The sequence below is a fragment of the Leclercia sp. LSNIH1 genome, from assembly GCF_002902985.1.
Taxonomy (GTDB): domain Bacteria; phylum Pseudomonadota; class Gammaproteobacteria; order Enterobacterales; family Enterobacteriaceae; genus Enterobacter.
Map to the genome: position 1 here is coordinate 1,549,011 of NZ_CP026167.1, position 24,178 is coordinate 1,573,188.

19 protein-coding genes are annotated in these 24,178 nt (G+C 53.3%); 2 read left to right on the top strand and 17 right to left on the bottom strand.

Annotation, left to right across the window (positions count from 1 at the left end; translation table 11 throughout):
* Positions 1-166: 166 nt before the first annotated feature.
* On the top strand, positions 167-1,537 hold the full coding sequence (locus C2U54_RS07810) for an NAD-dependent succinate-semialdehyde dehydrogenase (RefSeq protein WP_103178115.1): 1,371 nt from the start codon (positions 167-169) through the stop codon (positions 1,535-1,537).
* 99 nt (positions 1,538-1,636) lie between these two features.
* On the opposite strand, the gene C2U54_RS07815 is transcribed toward C2U54_RS07810, so the two are convergent.
* The 17 genes from C2U54_RS07815 to C2U54_RS07895 form a co-directional block, all read right to left on the bottom strand.
* Entirely contained in the window at positions 1,637-2,182 is a 546-nt protein-coding gene (locus C2U54_RS07815) for a YfaZ family outer membrane protein (protein WP_103178116.1), read from the bottom strand.
* 366 nt (positions 2,183-2,548) lie between these two features.
* Positions 2,549-3,502, bottom strand: a complete 954-nt coding sequence (yjiA, locus tag C2U54_RS07820) for a GTPase (RefSeq protein WP_103178117.1) — start codon at positions 3,500-3,502, stop codon at positions 2,549-2,551.
* A 10-nt stretch (positions 3,503-3,512) separates the two neighbouring features.
* Complete coding sequence (locus tag C2U54_RS07825; protein ID WP_032616354.1) at positions 3,513-3,716, bottom strand: YbdD/YjiX family protein; 204 nt, start codon at positions 3,714-3,716, stop codon at positions 3,513-3,515.
* Positions 3,717-3,812: 96 nt separating this feature from the next.
* Entirely contained in the window at positions 3,813-5,966 is a 2,154-nt protein-coding gene (locus C2U54_RS07830) for a carbon starvation CstA family protein (RefSeq protein ID WP_103178118.1), read from the bottom strand.
* A 217-nt stretch (positions 5,967-6,183) separates the two neighbouring features.
* Positions 6,184-7,071: a helix-turn-helix transcriptional regulator gene (locus tag C2U54_RS07835; RefSeq protein WP_103178119.1), complete on the bottom strand. Its 888-nt coding sequence runs from the start codon at positions 7,069-7,071 to the stop codon at positions 6,184-6,186.
* Positions 7,072-7,275: 204 nt separating this feature from the next.
* On the bottom strand, positions 7,276-8,523 hold the full coding sequence (locus C2U54_RS07840) for a capsule biosynthesis protein (protein ID WP_103178120.1): 1,248 nt from the start codon (positions 8,521-8,523) through the stop codon (positions 7,276-7,278).
* Positions 8,524-8,608: 85 nt separating this feature from the next.
* Complete coding sequence (locus tag C2U54_RS07845; protein ID WP_103178121.1) at positions 8,609-10,612, bottom strand: capsular polysaccharide biosynthesis protein; 2,004 nt, start codon at positions 10,610-10,612, stop codon at positions 8,609-8,611.
* Between the two features lie 50 nt (positions 10,613-10,662).
* Positions 10,663-11,211, bottom strand: a complete 549-nt coding sequence (rfbC, locus tag C2U54_RS07850; protein WP_016236887.1) for a dTDP-4-dehydrorhamnose 3,5-epimerase — start codon at positions 11,209-11,211, stop codon at positions 10,663-10,665.
* Between the two features lie 52 nt (positions 11,212-11,263).
* Complete coding sequence (gene rfbA, locus C2U54_RS07855; RefSeq protein WP_059308801.1) at positions 11,264-12,136, bottom strand: glucose-1-phosphate thymidylyltransferase RfbA; 873 nt, start codon at positions 12,134-12,136, stop codon at positions 11,264-11,266.
* A 147-nt stretch (positions 12,137-12,283) separates the two neighbouring features.
* Positions 12,284-13,171 carry a dTDP-4-dehydrorhamnose reductase gene (gene rfbD / locus C2U54_RS07860; RefSeq protein ID WP_103178122.1) on the bottom strand — a complete coding sequence of 296 codons (888 nt, stop codon included), beginning with the start codon at positions 13,169-13,171 and terminating at the stop codon, positions 12,284-12,286.
* The gene (rfbB, locus tag C2U54_RS07865) at positions 13,171-14,256 is read right to left on the bottom strand and encodes a dTDP-glucose 4,6-dehydratase (RefSeq protein WP_103178123.1); all 1,086 of its coding nucleotides are present in this window, start codon (positions 14,254-14,256) and stop codon (positions 13,171-13,173) included. The genes rfbD and rfbB overlap by 1 nt, the downstream gene beginning before the upstream one ends.
* A gap of 145 nt (positions 14,257-14,401) precedes the next feature.
* Positions 14,402-15,424: a glycosyl transferase group 1 family protein gene (locus C2U54_RS07870; RefSeq protein ID WP_103178124.1), complete on the bottom strand. Its 1,023-nt coding sequence runs from the start codon at positions 15,422-15,424 to the stop codon at positions 14,402-14,404.
* Positions 15,412-17,421: a glycosyltransferase family 2 protein gene (locus tag C2U54_RS07875; protein ID WP_103178125.1), complete on the bottom strand. Its 2,010-nt coding sequence runs from the start codon at positions 17,419-17,421 to the stop codon at positions 15,412-15,414. Before C2U54_RS07875 ends, C2U54_RS07870 begins: the two co-directional genes overlap by 13 nt.
* Positions 17,422-17,488: 67 nt before the next feature.
* Positions 17,489-18,397, bottom strand: a complete 909-nt coding sequence (locus C2U54_RS07880; RefSeq protein ID WP_103178126.1) for a glycosyltransferase family 2 protein — start codon at positions 18,395-18,397, stop codon at positions 17,489-17,491.
* An 86-nt stretch (positions 18,398-18,483) separates the two neighbouring features.
* The gene (locus C2U54_RS07885) at positions 18,484-19,650 is read right to left on the bottom strand and encodes a nucleotide sugar dehydrogenase (RefSeq protein WP_103181022.1); all 1,167 of its coding nucleotides are present in this window, start codon (positions 19,648-19,650) and stop codon (positions 18,484-18,486) included.
* Between the two features lie 156 nt (positions 19,651-19,806).
* A complete protein-coding gene (locus tag C2U54_RS07890) occupies positions 19,807-21,786 on the bottom strand; it encodes a glycosyltransferase (protein WP_103178127.1) in 1,980 nt (659 codons plus the stop codon).
* A 2-nt stretch (positions 21,787-21,788) separates the two neighbouring features.
* Entirely contained in the window at positions 21,789-22,967 is a 1,179-nt protein-coding gene (locus tag C2U54_RS07895; protein ID WP_103178128.1) for a hypothetical protein, read from the bottom strand.
* Positions 22,968-23,472: 505 nt separating this feature from the next.
* On the opposite strand from C2U54_RS07895, the gene C2U54_RS07910 reads away from it, so the two are divergent.
* A protein-coding gene (locus C2U54_RS07910) for an IS1-like element IS1B family transposase (RefSeq protein WP_103178130.1) occupies positions 23,473-24,170 on the top strand; the annotation gives its coding sequence in 2 pieces (ribosomal slippage) (positions 23,473-23,722 and positions 23,722-24,170; 699 coding nt in all).
* Positions 24,171-24,178: the final 8 nt, after the last annotated feature.

Genomic DNA, 24,178 nt, shown 5'->3' on the forward strand with positions numbered 1-24,178 from the left:
AAAGATTGTCTTCAAAGACAGCTGGAACGAACGCTGCGTCGCCTGAATGGAGCAATTATATCTCACGCCACCCGCCGGGTGGCACACCCTGTATACCTAACTTTACCTGCGAAACCAGCTATTTTGACTACTCTTAATACCCCAAGCGGTAAAAAAGGAGGCAACAATGGCCTATCAGACAGTGAATCCTGCCAACAACAAACTCATCAAAGAATATCCTTCTCATACTGATGCTGACGTCGAAGCGGCGCTGAATACGGCTGATGCGCTCTACCATTCCGACTGGTCAAAGGGCAGTATCGACAAGCGCCTGGCGGTGCTGCATAAGCTGGCGGACCTTATTGATTCCCGCACTGAAGAGCTGGCAAAAATCGCCAGCGAGGAGATGGGTAAACTCATAGCCCAGAGCCGTGGCGAGGTAAAACTCTGCGCCCAGATAGCCCGCTACTACGCTGACAATGCGAAGCAGTTTCTTGCGCCGGTGAAGTATCCGTCGGAGCTTGGCGAAGCGTGGGTGGAGCATCACCCCATCGGCGTGGTGATGGCCGTAGAGCCGTGGAACTTCCCTTACTATCAGCTGATGCGCGTGCTGGCGCCGAACCTCGCGGCGGGTAACCCGGTTATCGCCAAACATGCCAGCATCGTGCCGCACTGTGCCGAGGCTTTCGCCCATCTGGTGCGTGAAGCCGGTGCCCCGGATGGGGCATGGACCAACCTGTTTATCTCTTCAGATCAGGTGGCCAATATCATCGCTGACGATCGTGTGCAGGGCGCGGCGCTGACCGGGTCTGAGAAGGCCGGTAGCGTTGTGGCGGCCCAGGCGGCGAAGCACATCAAAAAATCGACCCTTGAGCTGGGCGGTAACGACGTCTTTGTGGTGCTGGACGATGCCGATCTGGAGAAGGCGGTAAAAATTGGCGTCAATGCGCGCCTGGCCAATGCCGGACAGGTCTGTACCGCAGCCAAACGCTTTATTATCCACGAGAAAGTGGCGGAGGAGTTCCTGGCGAAGTACACCGAAGCCTTTAAGCAGGTGAAGATTGGCGATCCGCTGGACGAGAGCACCACGCTTGGGCCGCTCTCCTCTAAAGACGCGCTGGAAACCCTGACAAAGCAGGTCGATGAGGCGGTGAAAAATGGTGCCACGCTGCATTACGGCGGCAAACCGGTGCAACGCGAGGGCAGCTTCTTTGAGCCGACCATCCTGACCAATATCACCCGCGATAACCCTGCGTACTTCGAAGAGTTCTTCGGCCCGGTGGCGCAGATTTATGTGGTGAAAAATGATGAGGAGGCGGTAAAGCTCGCCAACGACTCGCACTACGGTCTGGGCGGCGCGATCTTCAGTAAAGATACCGATCGTGCCAGAAAGATGGCCTCGAAGATCGAAACCGGGATGGTGTGGATCAACTGGCTCACCGATACCGCGGCAGAGCTGCCGTTTGGCGGGGTGAAGCGTTCTGGTTACGGGCGTGAGCTGTCGGATCTGGGGATCAAAGAGTTTGTGAACCAGAAGCTGGTGGTGATCCGCCGGTAAAAGTCTTTACCGGAACAAAGGCGGCAGCGGATGCCGCCTTTTTTATGCTTCGGCCTGGAGCAATATCCGCATGGCGGCGCTGCTACAGGCCTGGCTTTATCAGAAGGTGACGCCGCCGCCAACGTAGGCGCCGTCAATCAGGGTGTGGCCCGGACGGCCATCTTTGCCGTCAACGCTGACGTGACGGTAACCCACCTTCAGGGTTACGGGGGTAACCGGCGTCCAGCTCACGCCGCCGTTGGCTTCAACGTAGTTTTTCACGCTGTTATTCAGTCCTTCCGGCGCGACATAGCCTTCACCGTAAACGTGGATGCTGTCGGTCAGGGCCAGGTTGACGCCACCACCGATAGGGAATGCCACGCCGTTATCGCCTTTCTTCGGTCCGAGGTAGATGGCTTTCGCACCGGCATTGAGCATCACCGGCCCCACTTCCAGGTTATAACCCGCGCCAACACCGCCGGTCTGGGTGCCGTCATCGGTGTTTTTCAGCCAGTTACCTTCGGCATACAGACCTGAGGAGGATTTACCCATCTCAAGGTTCAGATTGGTGAAGTTTTTGCTCTGCTCAATGCTGCCGCCCATGGCCATCGCGGAGCCAGAAATCGCGGTCAGTGCACCAAGGATGAAGATATTAAGCTTTTTCATGTTTTATGCCTCGTCATCTAATTTGTCTGCGCACACCCTAACAGGCGAGGTTTATGGCTGCAAATGTGCTCATGAGCGCGGTTTTATGCTGATTTTGTTTGAAATTTGTTCGATTGATGTGGGCGAAAAGTTTAAATAGCGTCGGGTCAATCGTTAAATTTTTCACGTTGAGCGGAGGTTTAGATGAGCGCCTAAACAGAAACTGAACGGGGCGGGAAAAGTAATTAGTTAAGTATTAATTGAGTTTCTTATAATTTCCGAAAATGTTTCTGAAGTAACAGATAAAAACGTGGATTTACATTTTACATGAGCGGAACCTGATAAAAGATGATGCCCATAATGCTGATATGAGCATCATCCGGACTGTTACTTCCGTAATCCCGCAAACCCTGCGCGAATCTCTTCTTCCGGCAGCTCAATGCCAATAAACACCATCACGCTGTGCGGCTGCTCGTCGCCCCAGGGGCGATCCCAGTCGGCGCTGTAGAGACGCTGTACGCCCTGGAACAGCAGGCGGTTCGGTTCGCCGTCGATCCAGAGCATCCCTTTGTAGCGCAGCAGTTTGTCGGCAAACGACAGCAGCAGGTTCTCCATTACCCGGGAGACTTCGCTGATATCCACCGGGTAATCCAGCTCCACCACAATCGACGCCACGTCGTTCTGCTTGTCCGCCATAAAGTGGAAGCGCGGTTTAGTGGTGACATTCTCTTCCAGCATAAAGCCGTTGGTGTTGAACAGCTGAGACAGGTCGATATCGCCATGGGTGACGGTATAGATGGGGGCCCGGGAGTTGATGCGCATCAGGCGCTCGCGCAGTTTTTCACTCTCGCCCGCCACATCGGTTTTGGTCAGCAGGATGCGGTCGGCGTAGCCCACCTGTGACTGGGCGATGGTGAACTGGTTCATCTGGTCGTCGGCGTGGACCGCATCGACCAGGGCGATCACGCCGTCCAGCAGATAGCGCTGGCAGAGGATCTCATGGGAGAAAAAGGTCTGAATAATCGGGCCGGGGTCGGCCATGCCGGTGCACTCAATCACCAGGCGGTCGAAGTCGATCTCACCCCGATCGCGGCTGTCGAGCAGGTCGAGCAGGGCATCTTCGAGTTCGTTGGAGCGGGTGCAGCAGATGCAGCCATTGGTCAGGGTTTTGATCTGTGTGGCGCGATCGCCAATCAGCTGGTCGTCCACCGAGACTTCACCGAACTCATTTTCGATGACGGCGATTTTAAAGCCGTGCTGTTCGTTAAGGATGTGACGCAGCAGGGTGGTTTTGCCCGCGCCGAGAAAGCCGGTGAGTAGGGTAACTGCAATCGGTGTCATGGTTTCTCCTTCAGCAGCAGCGTACGCCGCCTTCTCCTCCTCCGCCATAGCGCGCTTCCTGACGCTCGCGGAAGAATTCGTTGTAGGTCATGTACGGCTTATCCGGATGGTTGGTCTTCATATGCTCAACGTAGTTGTCATAGTCCGGAATGCCAATCAGCATTTTCGCTGCCTGACCGAGATATTTTTTTGCTTCGCCTAAGTTACCAAACATTGTGCCATCCAGATAGAAAAAGCCCGGTGGCGCGCAGCGATCCGGGCCTACAGTACCGTTGTAGGGCGGGTCAGCGCAGCGCCACCCGCCATTGTTTTAGTGGTGTGAAGAGGTCTTCACGCCGCCTTCCGGCACCGGTACGTACGGCGTCTCTTTATCGGTACGACCCTCGGCGTTACGCACTTTTATCCAGGTTTTGATGCCGTAGAAGATGATGCTGTAGACCACCACCAGGAACAGAATGCTCAGACCCGCGTTGGTGTAGTTGTTCACCACGATATGGTTCATGTTGGCAATCTGCTGGGCAGTCAGCTCACCGCCGCCTGCGGCAATCTTCTCTTTGTACTGGTTCGCCATAAAGAAGAAGCCTTCCAGCTGCGGGTTGGAGCTGAACAGTTTCAGACCCAGCGCCCAGGTGGTGCAGAGCAGCAGCCACAGAGCAGGTACCACGGTCACCCAGATATATTTGGTGCGCTTCATCTTCACCAGCACCACGGTGCCGAGCACCAGGGCGACAGCCGCCAGCATCTGGTTAGAGATACCGAACAGCGGCCACAGGCTCTTCACGCCGCCCAGGGGGTCGACTACGCCCTGATACAGCAGATAGCCCCACAGACCTACGCAGCCCGCGGTACCCAGGATGCCCGCCACCAGCGAGTCGGTCTTCTTCAGGAACGGCACGAAGTTACCCAGCAGATCCTGGAGCATAAAGCGGCCTGCACGGGTACCGGCATCCAGCGCGGTAAGGATGAACAGCGCTTCGAACAGAATACCGAAGTGGTACCAGAAGCCCATGTCCGCCCACGGCAGCACTTTGTGGAACACGTGGGCGATACCGACCGCCAGGGTTGGTGCGCCACCGGCACGGTTCAGCACCGACGGTTCGCCGATGTCTTTGGCTGTCTGCATGATCTGCTCAGGGGAGATCACAAAGCCCCAGGAGCTGACGGTCGCCGCCGCGTGGGCGCTTACGTCTTTCAGCTGCGCCATGATCAGCGCCGCGTTGTCACCGCCCATCTCATGCAGGTTCGGCATGGTAATGCCCAGGCCCGCAGGTGGGGTGTTCATCGCGAAGTAGAGACCCGGCTCGATGATGGAGGCCGCCACCAGGGCCATGACCGCCACGAAGGACTCCATCAGCATCGCGCCGTAACCGATAAAGCGCGCGTCGGTTTCGTTCGCCAGCAGTTTCGGCGTAGTGCCGGAGGCGATCAGGGCGTGGAAGCCAGAGACCGCACCACAGGCAATGGTGATAAACAGGAACGGGAACAGCGCGCCTTTCCACAGTGGACCGGTACCGTCGATGTACTGGGTCACCGCAGGCATTTTCAGCTCAGGGTTGATGATCACGATGCCGATCGCCAGACCGACGATCACGCCGATTTTCAGGAAGGTCGCCAGGTAATCGCGTGGCGCCAGAATCAGCCATACCGGCAGCAGGGCGGAGATAAAGGCGTAACCAATCAGCGCAAAGGTGATGGTGGTGTCTTTAAAGGTCAGCGCCGGGCCCCAGTACGGGTCGTGGGCAATCACGCCGCCGAAGTAGATGGAGGCCACCAGCAGCACGATACCAATCACCGACACTTCACCCACGCGGCCCGGACGCAGGAATCGCATATAGATCCCCATGAACAGCGCAATCGGCACGGTAGAGCAGACGGTGAAGACGCCCCACGGACTTTCCGCCAGCGCTTTCACCACGATCAGCGCCAGCACCGCAAGGATGATGATCATGATCAGGAAGCAGCCGAACAGGGCGATGGTGCCTGGGACGCGGCCCATCTCTTCTTTGATCATCTCACCCAGAGAAGCGCCGTTACGGCGAGAAGAGATAAACAGCACCATAAAGTCCTGCACCGCACCCGCCAGCACCACGCCCGCCAGCAGCCACAGGGTACCCGGCAGGTAGCCCATCTGCGCCGCCAGGACCGGCCCAACCAGCGGACCCGCGCCTGCGATAGCCGCAAAGTGGTGACCAAACAGCACGTAGCGGTTGGTTGGCACGTAGTTCAGGCCGTCATTGTTAATGACCGCCGGGGTGGCGCGCGTCGGGTCGAGCTTCATGACCTTTTGCGCGATGTAGAGGCTGTAGTAGCGGTACGCCACCAGATAGACCGACACGGAGGCCACGACGATCCACAGGGCGCTGATGTGCTCGCCGCGACGCAGGGCGACGACGGCAAGGCAACATGCCCCGAGTATCCCAAGCAGCAGCCAGGGGACGTGCTTAAGTAGTTTTTTGATATCCATAATAAGACCTGGTTTTTAGATGAAAAAAGCGTCAGGGTTCGCTGTAGAGAGAGTGATTAATGCTACGGCGATCTTGCCAGAGCCTTGCGCGTGTAAAGGAAGGTAAATCGGTGAGTGGTTGTATGGCGGGATGAGCGGTCAACTGCGAGGGCGAGTGGTTCAGGCTCGCCGTCAGAGGAGGGAATTGTGTGAAGGGGATCACGATGTCAGGGGCGGATCACTCCACGTCAGCCAGATAGTTCTCCAGGATGGCAACGAACTTCTGCTTCAGCCATGCCGGTTCCAGCACCTCGATGTTAGGCAGCCAGTAGAAGAGCAGCGGCAGGATCTGGTTTTCATGTGCGGCATGGCAGCGCAGGGTGATGCCGTTTTTATCTTCCGCCAGAATTTCCTGGCCGGGCAGCAGATCGCGGCGTTTAAAATAGTGCGCAATGGTGGCGGGAATAAGCACATCCACTTCGAATGTCTCTTCGCTGACCCACGGGTCGGGATTTTTTTCCAGCAATTCGAGGGTGTCATTATCTGGCGAGAAGGTTTCGCTGCGAATATCCAGCCACTGAATAAGGCTTAAAGAAAACGATTTCAATCTGCCATCTTCGGTGGCTTGTAAATACCATATATTTTTTTTGTTAATTATTTTATAAGGGTTAACCTGGCGCGATTTTCCTTTATAGAGGATCTGGCAAATCTGCTGGCCCTTAATCGCCTTCTCAAAGGCCGCAAGCTGCGCGTGAATATCCCATTTTTCTTTCCGCTCGGCCTCGTTACCGAGGATCATAATATGGTTTTCCTCCACCCGTGACTCCAGTTTCTGCCAGAATTCACGCCCTTTATCAGGAAAATAGTCATCCACATTCAGGAAGTTAGCAATGACGTGATGCAGCCCCGGTCCGGTGTGTCCTTGCGGGGAATGAATAAGCCGGTACAGCCCGTTTCCGGTGTACTCCACAATTGGCGAGAGTGCATTCAGATCGCGATAGACGGTGCGCTCAGTAATATTAAATTTATGCATCAATGCCTGGCGGTTAACCACGCCGTGTAAATGAAGCTCCAGCAGAATATCTACCAACCTTTCAGCCGAGCGACTCCTAGTCGGAATTGTCATATAGCTTTCCCGTGATTTAAAACATTGCTGTGAATTACGCCGGTGCGTGCTGACAAAATATGTCAGTGCAAAAAGCGGCGTGAAAATTTGTCTTAGGTTATAACGGCCAGATTAGGGGTAAACATTAGTTATTTTTACAACGAGGGGATAAAAGCGAGGGGCAGATCGGATCCGCCGGGGCAATCTCCCCGGCGTAGGGGTGAATTAGCGTTCGAGTTCGGAATCGGTAATGGAACCCGGCAGGGGGAGTTCGGTCGGAACGTTAAGCCAGTCGGACTTACCGTAAAACACGGCGTTGATCTGCGTGTTGTAGAGCAGGTGGGTACGAAAACGCTGGAACAGCTGCTTGTCAGGCGCGAAATCCGCTCGCCAGAACTGGTTCAACGGCCCCTGCCAGGTTAAGCCTTCGATGTCGTACAGCGCTTTGCCCATCACCTTGAGCGGCTTGTTGTGGATAAGCGCCGACAGCCCCGCAGTGCTGTTAACGGTGATCACCCCCCGGGTGTGGGTAAGCAGGGCGGGCAGGGAGAGATCGTGGATATAGATCACCCGGTCAGCCGTAATGCCGTACTTCTCGCACAGCGTATTAATCAGCACGCCATAATAGCGATGACCGCGATCCATCGGGTGATGCTTGAACACCAGATGATGTTCTTTCGGCGCATGGCGGGCGAACGAGCGGATCACGGTTTCGATATAGTCACGCACGTCTTTATACGGGCTGTGATGAATGATCTGGCTGTCGTTGTAGACCTGCAAAATCGCCAGGTAGTAAGCGTTGTCCAGCGTTTCGGTGATATGCCGCAGCATGTGGCGCTGCTTCCAGCGATACCACAGCTTACGGCGGCCGGCACGGAACCAGCAGCGCATCTCATACCACGGGGAGAACGACTTGTGGTGGCGGTAGCCGCGATAGCGATGGCGACCAAACCAGCCCGCCGCGTAGTAGAGCATGGCGTGGGCGGCACGGTTAAAGGCGCTGGGCTTCCACGGCGTCGGGGTTTTCAGCTCCGGCAGCGGCTGCTCGCGATAATATTTCGCATCGATGGGCATTGAGGAGAAGGCGTTCACGCCCCCTTTTTCCAGGGTGATATAAAATGGCCGGAAATACCCCTCCTCAAAGGCGAGAAAGTCGATGGCTTTGCCGCGCGCCCACTTCTTCGCTTCGACATGCATCGGGCGGCAATCCCCGAAGCAGACGATGGTGTCGAAGGGGTAGGTTTTATGCAGGTCGCGCAGCCAGAAGGCAAAATTTTTCACCGGACCGGTGTAGTGCAGCGACGTCTCTTTCGCGGCATACCAGGCGTCTCCGGCGTTAAAGCAGACCTGCTTTACTTCGCGGTGGCTGTGCTGCAGCCAGATCGCCAGACGTGAAAAGCAGGGGCCCATCGGTCCTTGTAGTAAAAGATATCGACGGCCATTTAGCAGGTGGCGGATAGCTTGCTCTTCCATTATTTTTCCCAGATCGGTCCGTTGATGAAGAGTGAGTAACGGCTTGATGACCGCTTTTCTTTAGTAAATCAGGATAAATAGTTTGCTAGCGAAGTGTCTGAACGAGATAGCTCAGTTTGAGCTGCCAGCGCTGCCAGCGGCTGGCTTTTTGCGATGAGGAGTGCCCCTGCGCGGCCAGCTGGCGGATCAACTGCTCCGGGCTCATCCACAGCCCGCTCTGCCAGTCGATATAGCGCGGGTAGGCCACCAGCGTCAGATAGACCAGCGCCGCCAGCGAAAGAGGGCGCTGACGACGCGGGGCGGGATGTCTGTCTTCGGTGAGCCCCCAGCCGCTGTAGAACGGCTGGCCCCAGGTGGTGACCTTCACCCCCTGCACCAGTGCTTCAAAGCCGCTCAGCGACGTCATGGTGTGCAGCTCATCCACATGGGGATAGAGACTGGTGAGGCCCAGATCCAGCACCTGGCTGTCGACGCAGCTTGCCAGACATTCGGCAGAGATAGCCCCGGCCCGGTTGCCCGCCACCACGTCCGGGTGCGGTTTAAACAGGATATGCGCCTCTGGTCTGGCGTCACGTACCGCCCACAGCAGCGCTTCGTTGCTGCGGATGACCGGGCTGCCGGTGAGGATCGAGGCATCGCCATCCACCTGGCCCACCACCAGCACCAGAGAACGGCCATCACCGGGTGGGGTGAAGGGCTGTACGGTGCCGACGTTATATTTGCTCACCCCGTGCTGGCGGAGCAGATCCACCAGCGTCTCGCCGCGAGCCAGCTCCTGGTCGGTAAGCTCATGCTGATTTAGCAACTGCTCCAGCCCGCTTGGACGGCGACTGTCGAAGTAGATCCCCACCGGGTCGATGGAGAGCGACGAAGGGCGGCACAGATTCGAGCCCAGCCCCCGGGAGCGGATAAAACCATCTTCCACCCGGATGGCGCTGTTGAGTTCAGGATGACGGCTGCCCCACACCAGCACCTGTTCGTCGGCGGCCAGCGTTTCAGGCAGTTTGCGTACAAAGCGCAGCTCTTCGGCCAGCGGCTGGCAGAAGGCGCGCATAAAGGCGCGCTTCCACAGCGAGAAGCCCACCATATAGAGACGGCGATAGCGCGGGGCGGGATTCTGCTGACCGGCAATAATGTCGAGTACCTGCTCCACTTCGCAGCGCTGGCCCAGGATCGGGTCCAGATAGCGCGGGTAGAGGATCAGCGCCGCCGCCACCAGCTGGGGCAGGGCGATCGGCCCCTGGCGACGCGGGCAGGTTTTGCTGTCGTGGGTCAGCCCCCAGCCCGCATAAAACGGCATGCCGAAGCAGTAGACCGTTTTCCCGAGCAGCAGCGCTTCAAAGCCCATCTGGGAGGAGACAGTATAAACCGCCTCTACGCTGTTCAGCAGGGCATGGGGATGGCAGTGTTCGGCCACCACCTCCACATCGTCCAGCGCCAGCCGCGCCAGCACGCCGCTTTTTTTACCCAGCCGGGTATCCGGGTGGGTGCGCAGCAGCAGGCGGGCATCGGGGTGATTACGTCGGGCCGCCGCCACCATTGCGACAAAATCGTCTTCGCTTGCCAGCGCACCCGGGATGGAGAGATCCCCCGCCACCTGGTCAATCAGCAGCACTTTCGGGCGCGGGTCGCTATGCAGACGGGTCGCCAGCGTATCCGGCAGGCCGCTGCCTGCGGCATAGCAGTTGTACTTGGTGATGCCAAGACGCAGCAGTTCAGCTGTGAGCGCTTCGGCACGCGCCAGCATCTTGTCATCGCAGGGGGTCGCGATCAGCTCTTCAAGGCGGCTCGGCTGGCGGGCATCGTAGTAAATTCCCACAGGATCGGCGATCAGGGAGACGGCTTTGCCCCCCCTGGCGGGATGGCCAATATACCCGATAAAGCCATCCTCAAGCTGCCAGTACGGCAGGCCTAGATCGTGGGCTTTTTGTCTGATTTGGCGGGTATTGGTTTTTTGGCCCCAGCCGACCAGGACATCGTCTTGCGCCAGTGCTGTGTTGGTTTTAAAGGCGTGTAACGGGTGGCCCAGCATCGGCTCAAGCTGCGCTTTTCGCGCCAGGATCCCGGCTGAACCTGTATAGAATGTCATGTGCGCTCTGTGCATCAGAAAACGCCCCGCGTCACTGCGGGGCGTGGGACTCAGAAGTACTCTGCGTCAGGGAAGGATTTGGCAACGCTGTCTTTGGCGGAGGTGAGGATCTCGCTGTCGATTTCTGGCCAGGTAATACCAATGGTCTCATCGTTCCAGCGGATGCCGCGGTCGCTCTCCGGCGCGTAGTAGTTGGTGGTTTTATACAGGAACTCTGCGGTGTCGCTCAGGGTCATAAAGCCGTGGGCGAAACCTTCCGGGATCCACAGCTGGCGCTTGTTCTCGCCAGACAGATGCACACCCACCCACTGACCGAAGGTCGGGGAGCTTTTACGGATATCCACCGCCACGTCGAAGACTTCACCCGCCACGCAACGCACCAGTTTGCCCTGCGCATGTGGCGCCAGCTGGTAGTGCAGGCCACGCAGAACGCCTTTTGAGGATTTAGAGTGGTTGTCCTGCACGAAGTTGACGCTGCGGCCAATGGCAGCTTCGAACTGCTGGTGGTTAAAGCTTTCGAAGAAAAAGCCACGGTCATCGCCAAACACTTTTGGCTCAAAGATAAAGACGTCGGGGATTGCGGTCTGAATTACGTTCATGATTACGGCCTGATTGATAAATGGGGCATGACGCCCCAGGTGTTAATGGTGACTACTTGAGCATTTTCAGCAGATATTGCCCGTAAGCATTCTTCGCCAGCGGTGCAGCTAACTTGCGCACCTGGTCGGCATCGATAAACTTCAGACGGTAGGCAATCTCTTCAGGACAGGCCACTTTCAGCCCCTGACGGGTTTCAATGGTCTGGATGAAGTTGCTGGCCTCAATCAGGCTCTCGTGGGTGCCGGTATCAAGCCAGGCATAACCACGACCCATCATGGCGACCGACAGATCGCCCTGCTCAAGGTAGATACGGTTCACGTCAGTGATTTCCAGCTCGCCGCGTGGGGATGGTTTCAGGCTTTTGGCAATCTCAACCACGCGGTTGTCATAGAAGTAGAGACCCGTTACCGCATAGTTGCTCTTCGGTTCCAGCGGTTTCTCTTCCAGAGAGATGGCGGTGCCCTCATGGTCGAACTCCACCACGCCATAACGCTCAGGATCGTGTACATGATAGGCAAAGACGGTAGCGCCCGCAGGTTTGGCGGCGGCGGCTTCCAGCTGTTTTTGCAGGTCGTGGCCGTAGAAGATGTTGTCGCCCAGCACCAGCGCGCAGTCGTCGCCGCCGATAAACTCTTCGCCGAGGATAAAGGCCTGCGCCAGGCCGTCCGGGCTTGGCTGCACTTTGTACTGCAGGTTCAGGCCCCACTGGCTGCCGTCGCCCAGCAGCTGCTCAAAGCGCGGTGTATCCTGCGGGGTGCTGATGATCAGGATGTCGCGGATACCGGCCAGCATCAGGGTGCTCAGCGGGTAGTAGATCATCGGCTTGTCGTAGATTGGCAGCAGCTGTTTGCTCACCGCCATGGTGACCGGATAGAGGCGAGTCCCTGACCCACCGGCCAGAATAATACCTTTACGCTTGTTCATAATCCTTCATTTCTTCTGTTTTGCTCGGGAGGGCGGCGAACCGCCATCCGGCATCTGTTTGATTGCTGTAGAGGGAGCTAAACGAGCCGCTCCCTGACAAAGGTCCGTGTCGATAAAACAAGGCATGCATAGCATACCCTGTTGCATTTACTTTCCAAGAATTTCGGCAAGCATGCGATCGACGCCGAGGGTCCAGTCCGGCAGCGTCAGCCCGAAGGTGCGCTGGAACTTGCTGGTATCGAGGCGTGAGTTATGCGGACGTTTTGCCGGCGTCGGGAACGCGCTGGTCGGCACTGCGTTCACCTGGGTGACCGCCAGCTCAACGCCTGCCGCCCGTGCAGTCGCAAAGACCCGCTGGGCATACTCGAACCAGGTGGTGGTGCCGGAGGCGATCAGGTGATAAAGGCCGGCGACCTCCGGCTTATCCTGCGCAATACGGATCGCATGCGCCGTGCAGTCGGCCAGCAGCTCTGCCCCGGTCGGCGCGCCAAACTGATCGTTGATCACCGACATTTCGCTGCGCTCTTTGCCAAAGCGCAGCATGGTTTTGGCGAAGTTAGCGCCACGGGCGGCATAGACCCAGCTGGTGCGGAACACCAGATGACGGGAGCAGAGCGCAGCAGCCTGCTCGCCCGCCAGCTTGGTTTCACCGTAGACGTTCAGCGGTGCAGTCTGGTCTGTCTCGACCCAGGGTTTTTCACCGCTGCCATCGAAGACGTAGTCGGTGGAGTAGTGCACCAGCCAGGCGCCCAGCGCCTCGGCTTCTTTAGCGATGGCGGCTACGCTTGTGGCGTTGAGCAGCTCGGCAAAGTCGCGCTCGCTCTCGGCTTTATCCACCGCGGTATGGGCGGCGGCATTGACGATCACGTCCGGCTTCAGCAGACGCACGGTCTCAGCCACGCCTTCAGGGTTACTGAAGTCGCCGCAGTAGTCGGTGGAGTCAAAATCCACCGCGGTGATGCGACCCAGCGGCAACAGCGCGCGCTGCAGCTCCCAGCCCACCTGGCCATTTTTGCCGAACAGCAGAATATGCATCAGTTACGCTCCTGATAGTTCTTCGCGATCCAGTCCTGATAACTGCCGCTTTTCACGTTGTTGACCCACTGCTGGTTATCCAGGTACCACTGCACGGTTTTACGGATGCCGGACTCGAAAGTCTCCTGCGGCTGCCAGTTCAGCTCATGGCTCATTTTGCTGGCATCGATGGCGTAGCGACGGTCGTGGCCCGGGCGGTCAGTCACGTAGGTGATCTGGTCGCGGTAGGAACCGGTTTTCGGCACCATCTCGTCAAGCAGATCGCAGATGGTGTGGACCACCTCCAGGTTCTGCTTCTCGTTGTGGCCGCCGATGTTGTAAGTCTCGCCCACCACGCCGGTAGTGACCACGGTGTAGAGCGCACGGGCGTGATCTTCCACATACAGCCAGTCGCGGATCTGATCGCCTTTGCCGTAGATGGGCAGCGCTTTGCCATCCAGCGCATTGAGGATCACCAGCGGGATCAGCTTCTCAGGGAAGTGATACGGGCCGTAGTTGTTGGAGCAGTTGGTGACGATGGTCGGCAAACCATAGGTACGACGCCACGCGCGCACCAGGTGATCGCTGGAGGCTTTCGACGCGGAGTACGGGCTGCTTGGCGCGTACGGCGTGGTCTCGGTAAAGAGCGGCAGCTCACTACCTGCGCTCACTTCATCCGGGTGCGGCAGGTCGCCATACACTTCGTCGGTGGAGATGTGGTGGAAACGGAACGCCTGCTTGCGGGATTCATCCAGCTCGCTCCAGTAAGCGCGAGCCGCTTCCAGCAGCGTGTAAGTGCCAACGATATTGGTTTCGATAAAATCAGCCGGGCCGGTAATGGAGCGATCCACATGGCTCTCGGCGGCCAGATGCATCACCGCATCCGGTTGATGGGTGGCAAAGACCCGATCCAGCTCTGCACGATTGCAGATATCCACCTGTTCGAAGGCGTAACGGTCGCTCGCTGTGACCTCGGCCAGCGATTCCAGATTGCCCGCGTAGGTAAGCTTATCAAGGTTGATCACCGCATCCTGCGTATCCCGGATGATATGGCGAACAACAGCAGAACCGATAAAACCGGCTCCACCGGTTACAAGGATTTTCATAAGCGATTTTTACTTTTCTATTGAATGAAATGGTCACCAGAACACAATCTCTGCTATCCGTTCAGACCGTGTTTTAGCGGCAGGCAGTCTGAAATACAACGCCTGTTACAGGGTGGAAATCATTATTTCCCTTGCCGTCCCGTTTTTAACTGATTAACGAGTACGAGTATTCCTTCGCATTTTTCGCCAGCGTCTGACGTTTTTGCCCGGAATTCACCAGCAGTGCCAGGGTATCGATCCACTTCTGCGGATCGTTATTCAGCAGCACGCCATTGATATTTTGCTCTATAAAGTCACTGTAGGGCGCGCAGTTGCTGTAAACCCCCACTGCGCCCATGCGAACGAAATCATAAAATTTTACTGGCCCGCGCGCCATATTAAATTCTGACGCCAGTAACGGCGCCAGACCAATATCGATTCGGTGATGCTGGGTGTAATCCAGATAGTTCTGCCAGCTCATGGGATGCAGTACCGTCACGCGCGGCAGATCGCGATAGAGCTTATAGATTTCGTGTTCGCCAAAGATTTCGAAGCTGGCCTGCGGGCACTGGGCCAGCACCCCGTCCATCACCTCACGCAGCCAGTACTTTTCGGCCTGGTGCGAGCTGGAGCCGTGGTAAGCAATTTTTACCGGTTGCTTAACGGCCAGCAGCAGCGGCGTGGGCTGCGCGGGCACCACATCGGGGTTGAGGTGGGCATATTTACTGGCAAGGTAGGGCGTCGACACCCAGATACTGTCGCAGTGCGAGGTGATCCAGCGATGCTGGGCCGCAGAACGACGAATGATCTTCGTCCGGTAGGCTTTGGGAAGTGCGCCTAACGCGGACGGGTCAAACAGATCGTCATCCATGAAGTAGACCACCTGGGAGAGATCGTCGATGTTGCGCGCAATTTCGCGCTGCCACTCGGCGGAGATAAAGCGGATAACCACAATGGCCGCCCCTTTATCCACGTCGATAGTGGGCGTGGTTAAGGTATCCACCAGCTGACAGACCGCGCCGGGAAAGCGACGCCGGATGGCCGCTTCAAAATAGGCCAGCGTCGGTGAATTCCCTTCATGCAGAATCAACAGAGAGCGGCACTCCCAGTTGTCAGCAGGCGTCTCGCTGCTTTGCTTATTCAACTTCAGATATGGTTTAAAGAGTGCCTTTCTGATTAGTTCGTCCATGGCAGCACCACATTAGGAGCATGACTTAATGAGAAATCGGGTCGGTCATAGCTCAGGTTGGGATTGTATGCGGGATCGTGTGTGAGCCGCTGCACCCAGCGTTTTTTCATATAGCGCAGCTCACCCTGGGAGCGCGCCAGCTGTTCTGGCGTGACATCTTTGCCGCGGGAGACCGACTCGTGGTGATACAGCTCGGCAAAGGGCGTCCAGACGATACGCCAGCCAGCCTCGCCGACCCGCAGACAATAATCCACATCGTTAAAGGCCACCGGCAGGTTAACTTCATCTAAGCCGTTAAGGGACAAAAAGAGCTGGCGATGGGTGAGCAGACAGGCCGCCGTTACGGCGGAGAGCTCCTGGGCACTCACCGCCCTGCGCTGGTAGCCGGGTTCATCGGCGGCCAGCCCACTGTGAAAATGGTCGGCGCAGCCACCCGGCCCGACGGCATCGCCCGCATGCTGGACCCGGCCATCGCCGTAGAAGAGCCTTGCCCCCACGATGCCGACGCCCGGGCGCAGCAGGTGGGAGACCATCTCATCCAGCCACTGCGGGTTAATCACCTCGGTGTCGTTATTAAGCAGGCAGATAAGCTCGCCCGTGGCCTCGCGCACCCCCGCATTGTTGATCGCAGAGTAGTTAAACGGATGATCCCACGCGATAACCCGCACCCCGTACTCCCGGGTAATGTAGCCAAAATAGGCCAGCGTGTCGGGATCGTCGCTCTGGTTATCCATCACCATGATTTCGATATTCGGGTAGCGGGTGTGCTGCACCAGGCTTTCGATACACGGCCTGAGATGCGCCAGTCCGTTGCGGGTGGGGATGATCACCGACACCCGGGGAAGCTGTTCCGGCAGCGGCCAGCGCCAGCGGCAGATGCCGTGCGGAGCTGACTCCAGCGTTACCCCGACGGGTAAATCTTGCAGCTGGTTTGCCAGGGTTTCGTAGCCATCGTGCTGCACCAGCGCGTCCGGGACGTGCATCAGCAGGGCGGGGATGTGCGCGATATCTTTGGGCGCGAGCTGCCGGGCCAGCTGCAACCAGCCGCGGTAGTTTTCACCCCCGTCCTGCGGGATGGCGAAGGTACCCTGTTCCCGCCAGAGGCCACTCCAGCCGACATAGTTCTGGCTGTGCAGCAGGGTTTCGTTCCAGTCCGGTTTGAAGTCCGGCGAGTGGCGTTTTCCTTTTTCATCCAGCAGATCGTGATCGCCGTAGATCCATTTTGCCTCTGGCGTCTGGCGCAGCTGGTGCGCCAGCCACACTAATGCGGCCGGAGCGAGTTCCGTCCCAACCGGAATGGCCCACTGCCATTCTCCCTCTGGCCTGACACTGTCAGAGGGGTGCTCCAGCACTGTGATATGCGTGGCCGGGTAACAGAGTGTCGCGATGCTGTCGAGCGTGCGCTGGCGTCCTGTCTCATCGCCGCCGTTCACCAGATGCAGGCAGACCCGGGGCAGGTTGCCCCAGCGGGCCAGCAGGCGATCGATCAGGCGGCGTTCACCGGGCTGCACGATATCGAAATTCGCCAGCCAGTGTTCATAGGCGTGCAGCGGCCTGTCGTCGCGGATTTTGCCCACCAGCGTGTAAGCCTGCTGTAAATCGGTAAACCACAGGTGCCACGACAGCCCCAGACGTTTGCGCTTTTGCGCATTCAGGCGCTGATAAAAAGGCCACACCCGGCGCAGACGGCGCCAGAGGCTGTTTGCTGCCGACACTTGGGCAAAACGGGCAATGTTAAGCTCACATTCCGCCCCTTCGCTGCTGGCGAGCAGCCCCACCTGAGTGACGCCCACCGGCAACCAGACTAGCTCCTGTAGGGTACCGCGGCGGGTGATGGGCAGGATCTGCTCATGCCAGATGCCCTGACACTGCCAGCGCAGGCGGGTTTCACCCCGCGGCTGACGGGCACGCAGGGTGCCCTGGATCAGGAACCAGCCCGCACGGGATAAAGAAGAATCTGGCAGCGCCAGAGGGTGCCAATGGTAATCGCTTTGCATGAGTGGATTCACTACCCGGAAGCGGGTGAAGCCCGCTTCTGACTCCTGTCGAAATAAAAAACGTAGATTAGCCGATTAACTTTTTGACGCGGGTCGCCAGCCAGGAGTCGCTTTTCTGTGGACTCTCTTCTGCGGGCAAGGCATCCAGCTGCGCCTGTATTGCTGCCATTTCGGCTTTGACTTTAGAGGCCAGAGCCGCCGCCAGCAGGCAGGTTTCGTCGTTGCGATCGTGGGCTTTGAAGTAGGCTTTGTGTTTGACGCGATTTGCTGTAGCAGCGCTGCCACGTAGATGCTTACCGAGCAGGAACTCTTCCAGTGATTTGACCACATAGTGGTTAACCCGCATCTCTCCCCAGATGACTTCCTCGCTGACGCCGCTGCCATGTTTTGGATGTAAGACCAGATCGTTGCCCAGCGTATCGATATAGCGGCCATTGCGCAGTTCGGCGTGATGAGGATTGTTAAAGTGAATCGCGCTGTTGGGCCTGACGATGCTCTTGAAATTCTTATTGGCATTAAATTGCTGAGGGGCACGCTGGGTGAAGCGTTCGGTCACTAAACCCTCTTCAGCAAAAAGTTCCCCGTTTGAGCCAAAGTTCGACCAGTTCAGAGCGACAGCAGTGACAGAGGGATCGCTAAACCATTTGTCCAGACTGGCGGCAATGCTTTGTTCAGGATCGAGTGGTACCAGGAATTCGTCGGCATCGATAAAGGCCAGTAAATCGATATCTGTACTGCAAGTGCGTAAAATACGTTCGTAAGCGGGTAACTGCGGCTTTTGCCCTACGACATCAGGAAAATCCAGCACGGTTACGATGCCCAGTCTTTCCAGCCCATCAAGAAAAGCACGCGAACCATCATTACTGCCATTATCCGCAATAATAAATCCGCTTACCCCTACGACCCTGTGGTATGCAATCCACTCAAGCAGGGCATCCATTTCGTTTTTAATAATTGCGGCGACAAATAATTTCAAAATGCATTCTCAGTCAAATAACGGGAACAGTATTGCCTGTGTCCATTGCTAATAAAGAGGGGATTACCCCTCTTTCCTTGTGCATTTTAATCTGAACCAAACAGATCGCGTGTGTAGACTTTGTCTTCCACATCCGCTAGCTCGCGAGCCATCCGATTGCAAAGAATCACATCGCTGATGGCCTTAAATTCACCGAGGTCACGAATAACCCGGGAATGAAAGAAGCTATCCTCTTTGATGGTTGGCTCAAAGACGACGACTTCGATCCCTTTAGCTTTAATCCGCTTCATGATCCCCTGGATCGCGGAGGAGCGGAAGTTATCAGAGCCTGCTTTCATCACCAGGCGGTGAATACCAACAACCTTAGGCTTGCGGGCAATCACGCTGTCGGCAATAAAATCCTTACGGGTGGTATTCGCATCGACGATAGCGCGGATCAGGTTGTTTGGCACCTCCTGATAGTTGGCTAACAGCTGTTTGGTGTCTTTAGGCAGACAGTAACCGCCATAGCCAAACGAAGGATTGTTATAGTGCGTGCCAATACGCGGGTCCAGACCAATGCCTTCGATAATCTGACGGCTGTCTAACCCATGCGACTGAGCGTAGGTATCCAGCTCGTTGAAATAGGCAACGCGCATGGCGAGATAGGTATTGGCAAACAGCTTGATCGCCTCGGCTTCGGTACTGCCGGTTAACAGCACCTGCACATCCTGCTTAATGGCACCTTCTTTCAGCAGATCGGCAAAACGTTGCGCACGTTCGCTGCACTCACCCACGACAATACGTGATGGATACAGGTTGTCATAAAGCGCACGCCCTTCGCGCAGGAACTCCGGGGAGAAGATCAGGTTCTCGGTGCCAAACTCCTGGCGCATGCGTTCGGTAAAACCCACCGGAATGGTGGACTTGATGACCATAACCGCATGCGGGTTAATGCTGATCACATCGCGAATGACGGCTTCGACGGTACTGGTATTGAAGTAATTCGTCTTAGGATCGTAATCAGTTGGCGTGGCGATAATGACAAACTCGGCGTCCTGATAAGCTTCGACTTTGTCCAGCGTGGCCCGCAGATTTAGAGGCTTGTTGGCTAAGTAGTCTTCAAGTTCTTTATCGGTGATGGGGGACTGGCGTTTGTTAATTTGTTCAACTTTCTCGGTTATTACGTCTAATGCTATTACTTTATGATGCTGTGCCAGTAACACTGCGTTAGAAATTCCAACATATCCTGTTCCGGCAATAGCGATGTTCATAATCTCAATATTCCCTTTTAAATTATGCATTCATTCACATATAAATGAAGTAATTTTGATTATCTGTTTATTTAAAATCTTATTGTGACAACTTTATTCAACTAATATTTTTATTTTAAGTTAAGAGAGGAAAAGAAATTATTATTTTGCATAAACTTAGATTGATAGATAAGCATCGCTTAGTCTGTTCTGAAATGCTTCTGGATTAAAGCGTGAAAAAGCAATCATTTGCCCATGACTTCCTAATTTTTCTATAAGTTCTGGGTGATTACAAAGATAATTCAAGCGGTTAACAACGCCTTCAATATCCCCCAAATGAACCAAAAAACCATTGCTGCCATTTTCAATAAGTTCTGGTAACGCCCCCCATCGATAGCAAATAACCGGTTTGCCAGCGAGCATGGCTTCAGCGACAGTGCGCCCAAAAGACTCTTGAAAATGAGAAAGATTTAGTAATATATCCAAATGTATAAATGCTTGCTCAGGAGTATCGCAATAATCTAATATTGTGATGTTGTCAGGACTTTCTTTTTGTAAGGCTTGTACATAATCATTGATGGGTCCAATGAGAACAAATTGTAAAGGCAAATTAAGCTTTTTGGCTGCATAAGCTATAGCAAAAAAATCTTCTAGTCCTTTTTTAGGAAGATTGCTACTTACCATTCCGACACGAATTAATTCATCTTTAATGAATCCACGTGCTCGCCACACTCCTTTGAGTTCAACAGTATTAGCTATTGTCGTAAGCTTACCCTTGAAACCATTATCAAGAATACATTTTGCTGTATATACTGAGTTTGCTAATACTAAGTCTGCAGATATTAGCTGTGATAGATCTGTACTACAATCCATGGAATGGCGAAGTGCTGTATCCCAAGCTAGTAACTCACGCACATGGAGTATTGATTTAGTTCCTTGTCGGCGAGCTGCCAGTAAAGGAATTCGATTAACTAAAGTATTAACATGTACAATTTCTATTTTGAAGAGTAATAAAAGTTTGGAGTATGCATCAAGTGCTATTGGCCAAATCTCTGCATCCTGTTGCCATGGACTAGGCAGTAAAATAATATTGCTACAGAAAGGCTTGAGGTGGTTAATATATGAATCATTACGTTGTGGTAAGGTTATTATCAAGCGATAACCTAATTGTGAAATAGCCTGGGCTAGATCCAGTAAGCTACGTTCTGCTCCAAAATTTTGAGTGCTAGACGCATGTCCACATAATAATATACAAGGTTTATTACCTGCTACCGATTGATGTCCAAGAATGTGAGGCCATACTCTTTCACCTAATTCTACTACTGAACGATCAATCAGTTCTGGGACAGGGAATGGTCTTTTTAGAGGTGAAAAAGGCATATACCAATCGTTTCTTTTTGCACATTCTTTATGCCATTCATGCGCAGCATCCATGTAATCTTTGCGCACTCCGCCAAATTGGGTTTTCCAATGGGTTTGTGGCTGCATAGTCAAACTACCCGCATGGCGCCTACCAAGTGCTAATGGTACTCCAGGCAATACTTCAACGATACTTTCAGGACCATAGGCAGCCAAAATTCGGTAGTAATATTCAGTGTCGGCATTAACGGATACTCTATCCCAATATCCTAATTTCTCAATTACTTCACGACGGACCATTAATGATGAAACGTTGCGATGAACAATGGTTCCATCAGGCCTGATTTCAAAATCCAAATCCGAAGTACAGCGCGCCCAGTGAGAAACGCTCGCGACAGCATGAGGGTTTTCTAGAAGAGCTTTTACCTGTGATTGAATTTTTTCTGGATGAGACCAATCGTCACTGTCATGGAAAGTAATAAAGTCGCCTGAGGCAGATTTTACCCCAGTGTTTCTAGCACCATAAGCTCCAAGATTTATAATGTTATAGGCTATAGGGTAAGCGGAATTAGTGCCAATACTTTTTTTGTCATAGTGCGAATCATTGATTAATAACAACTCAAGGTTTGCATAACTTTGGTTTTGTATACTGCGTATTGCAGTGTCGAGACTTCCATTTTTATCCAAAAAGGAAATGATAACTGAGACCTTGACGTTATAATCTATTCTATTTGAACATTGAATATCAATGTTGTCAATAGAAGAGAACTGTTTAAAATAATCGATTTCAATGTGCATTGTTATTTAAAAAGCTCAACTCTTGCTCTCGTTGAAAAGGTTGAACAAAAACCTTGGCTAAAAATAGGATGAGTTGTTACTCCAATTCTATAACCCATCGTAGATAACCAATGTATTATTTTTCCATCAATATGTTCATTGTGCAATTTTTGGTCGAATTTATTCAATATGTCTTCTGCGCACTTTTTCTTTACAAAATAGCCATCAAAACCTGAAGCGCGGCCCTCAAACTCAAATTTTATTATTTTTTCGAAGTTATAGCATTTCATATCTGTTTTAAAGTGTCTATTAGCACATAGAACAAAATCATACTCATCAATAATAGCTTCCTCGATTAAGTTAATATCAAAGCCTCTACTCAAAAAAGAATCTGATTCTGTAACTAATGCAAAGGAATCATTGCCTGTAGCAATATCCTCAAGTATTTTCATATGAGAAAGTGATGCTCCAATTATACCTCTCTTAGTTTCATCACCCACAAGACTTGCTGCACCTTTGGTAAGGCGGTCAGAAGATATTCCTAATGATGGGATAATATCTAACCCATTTGCGTTGAAGTTTTTCAGTTGCAAATTAAGTTGGTTGATAGTGTAGTAATTAAATAATGAATATACTTTAAATGCTATACCATTTGGTCTTGAAGATATACTCTCGCTATATTCTGCTAATTTATAAAGGTAATCGTTGTTAAGACCTTTACTTATTGTTTTTAAAAGTTTCCATTGATTAAGTTGCCAGTAAACACTTTGAGCAAAATCAATATTATTGTTTTGAGAAACATAAAGTAATTCATTCGTAAGATTTATCGCTTCGCTAATATGACCTAATGCAATTAAGCATTTTATTTTTGCTCTTTCTACCCAACCATAAGAGTTTTTCCTGATAGTTTCTAAGCATGAAAGTTGTGAAGCGTATTCACCAACCGTTAAATAAACATAAGATGCAATTTCAACATATAACAGGTTTTCGATCTCATTTGCATGATGATGAAGTTTATTTATTGTTATTATATACCCATCTTTAGCAAGCATTATTTTAAAGTAACAATAAACAAATACATTATCTCTTTTTAATGCATCTGAAATATCCATGCGATATATGGTTTTAATGAGTTCGTCTGTTGAGTGTTTAATCCATATAATGTCAGAATTTTTTAGTTCAATTAATTTTTCATCAATCACTGTTAATAATTTCCATCAACTTTAACTCTGATTTAAAATCTAGTTTAGAATATCCAGCAATTTCTAAGGATTCATGCGTGACATGTGGAGGCCATTTTTTCGTGAATCCTTCATATATAGTTTCATCTGTGTCCACTTCTTTCATCCATTCTTTATTTCTGGTAACACAAATCATTGGAAAAAAGTTTCTTTTAGCATGTACTGCGAACCTCAAATCAACATACTTTTGTGAACCTCTCATAAAATCTAAAGTTGGTGTCTGCCACCCTTTACAATGAATTGTTCCTGTTCCAAGTTGGTTTACGATTTTATCTTTATTAAGTCCAAGTCTAAAAGTAAAGACATTGCGTAGGCTTTGATCGCCATCGAATAAATCAGAATAAATAACTCCATGATATCCAATTATTGGATTTAATGATTTATATTTTTGATATTTATCTAAGCTTTTAGGGTGATGCTGCCAACTTACTGATTTAGTGTATGATGGTGTTTTTGAGGTGCTCCAGTGGCTTCTGTTTCTATCAGCTGTCCCTCCTGTTCAGCTACTGACGGGGTGGTGCGTAACGGCAAAAGCACTGCCGGACATCAGCGCTATCTCTGCTCTCACTGCCGTAAAACATGGCAACTGCAGTTCACTTACACCGCTTCTCAACCCGGTACGCACCAGAAAATCATTGATATGGCCATGAATGGCGTTGGATGCCGGGCAACCGCCCGCATTATGGGCGTTGGCCTCAACACGATTTTCCGCCATTTAAAAAACTCAGGCCGCAGTTGGTAACCTCGCGCATACAGCCGGGCAGTGACGTCATCGTCTGCGCGGAAATGGACGAACAGTGGGGATACGTCGGGGCTAAATCGCGCCAGCGCTGGCTGTTTTACGCGTATGACAGGCTCCGGAAGACGGTTGTTGCGCACGTATTCGGTGAACGCACTATGGCGACGCTGGGGCGTCTTATGAGCCTGCTGTCACCCTTTGACGTGGTGATATGGATGACGGATGGCTGGCCGCTGTATGAATCCCGCCTGAAGGGAAAGCTGCACGTAATCAGCAAGCGATATACGCAGCGAATTGAGCGGCATAACCTGAATCTGAGGCAGCACCTGGCACGGCTGGGACGGAAGTCGCTGTCGTTCTCAAAATCGGTGGAGCTGCATGACAAAGTCATCGGGCATTATCTGAACATAAAACACTATCAATAAGTTGGAGT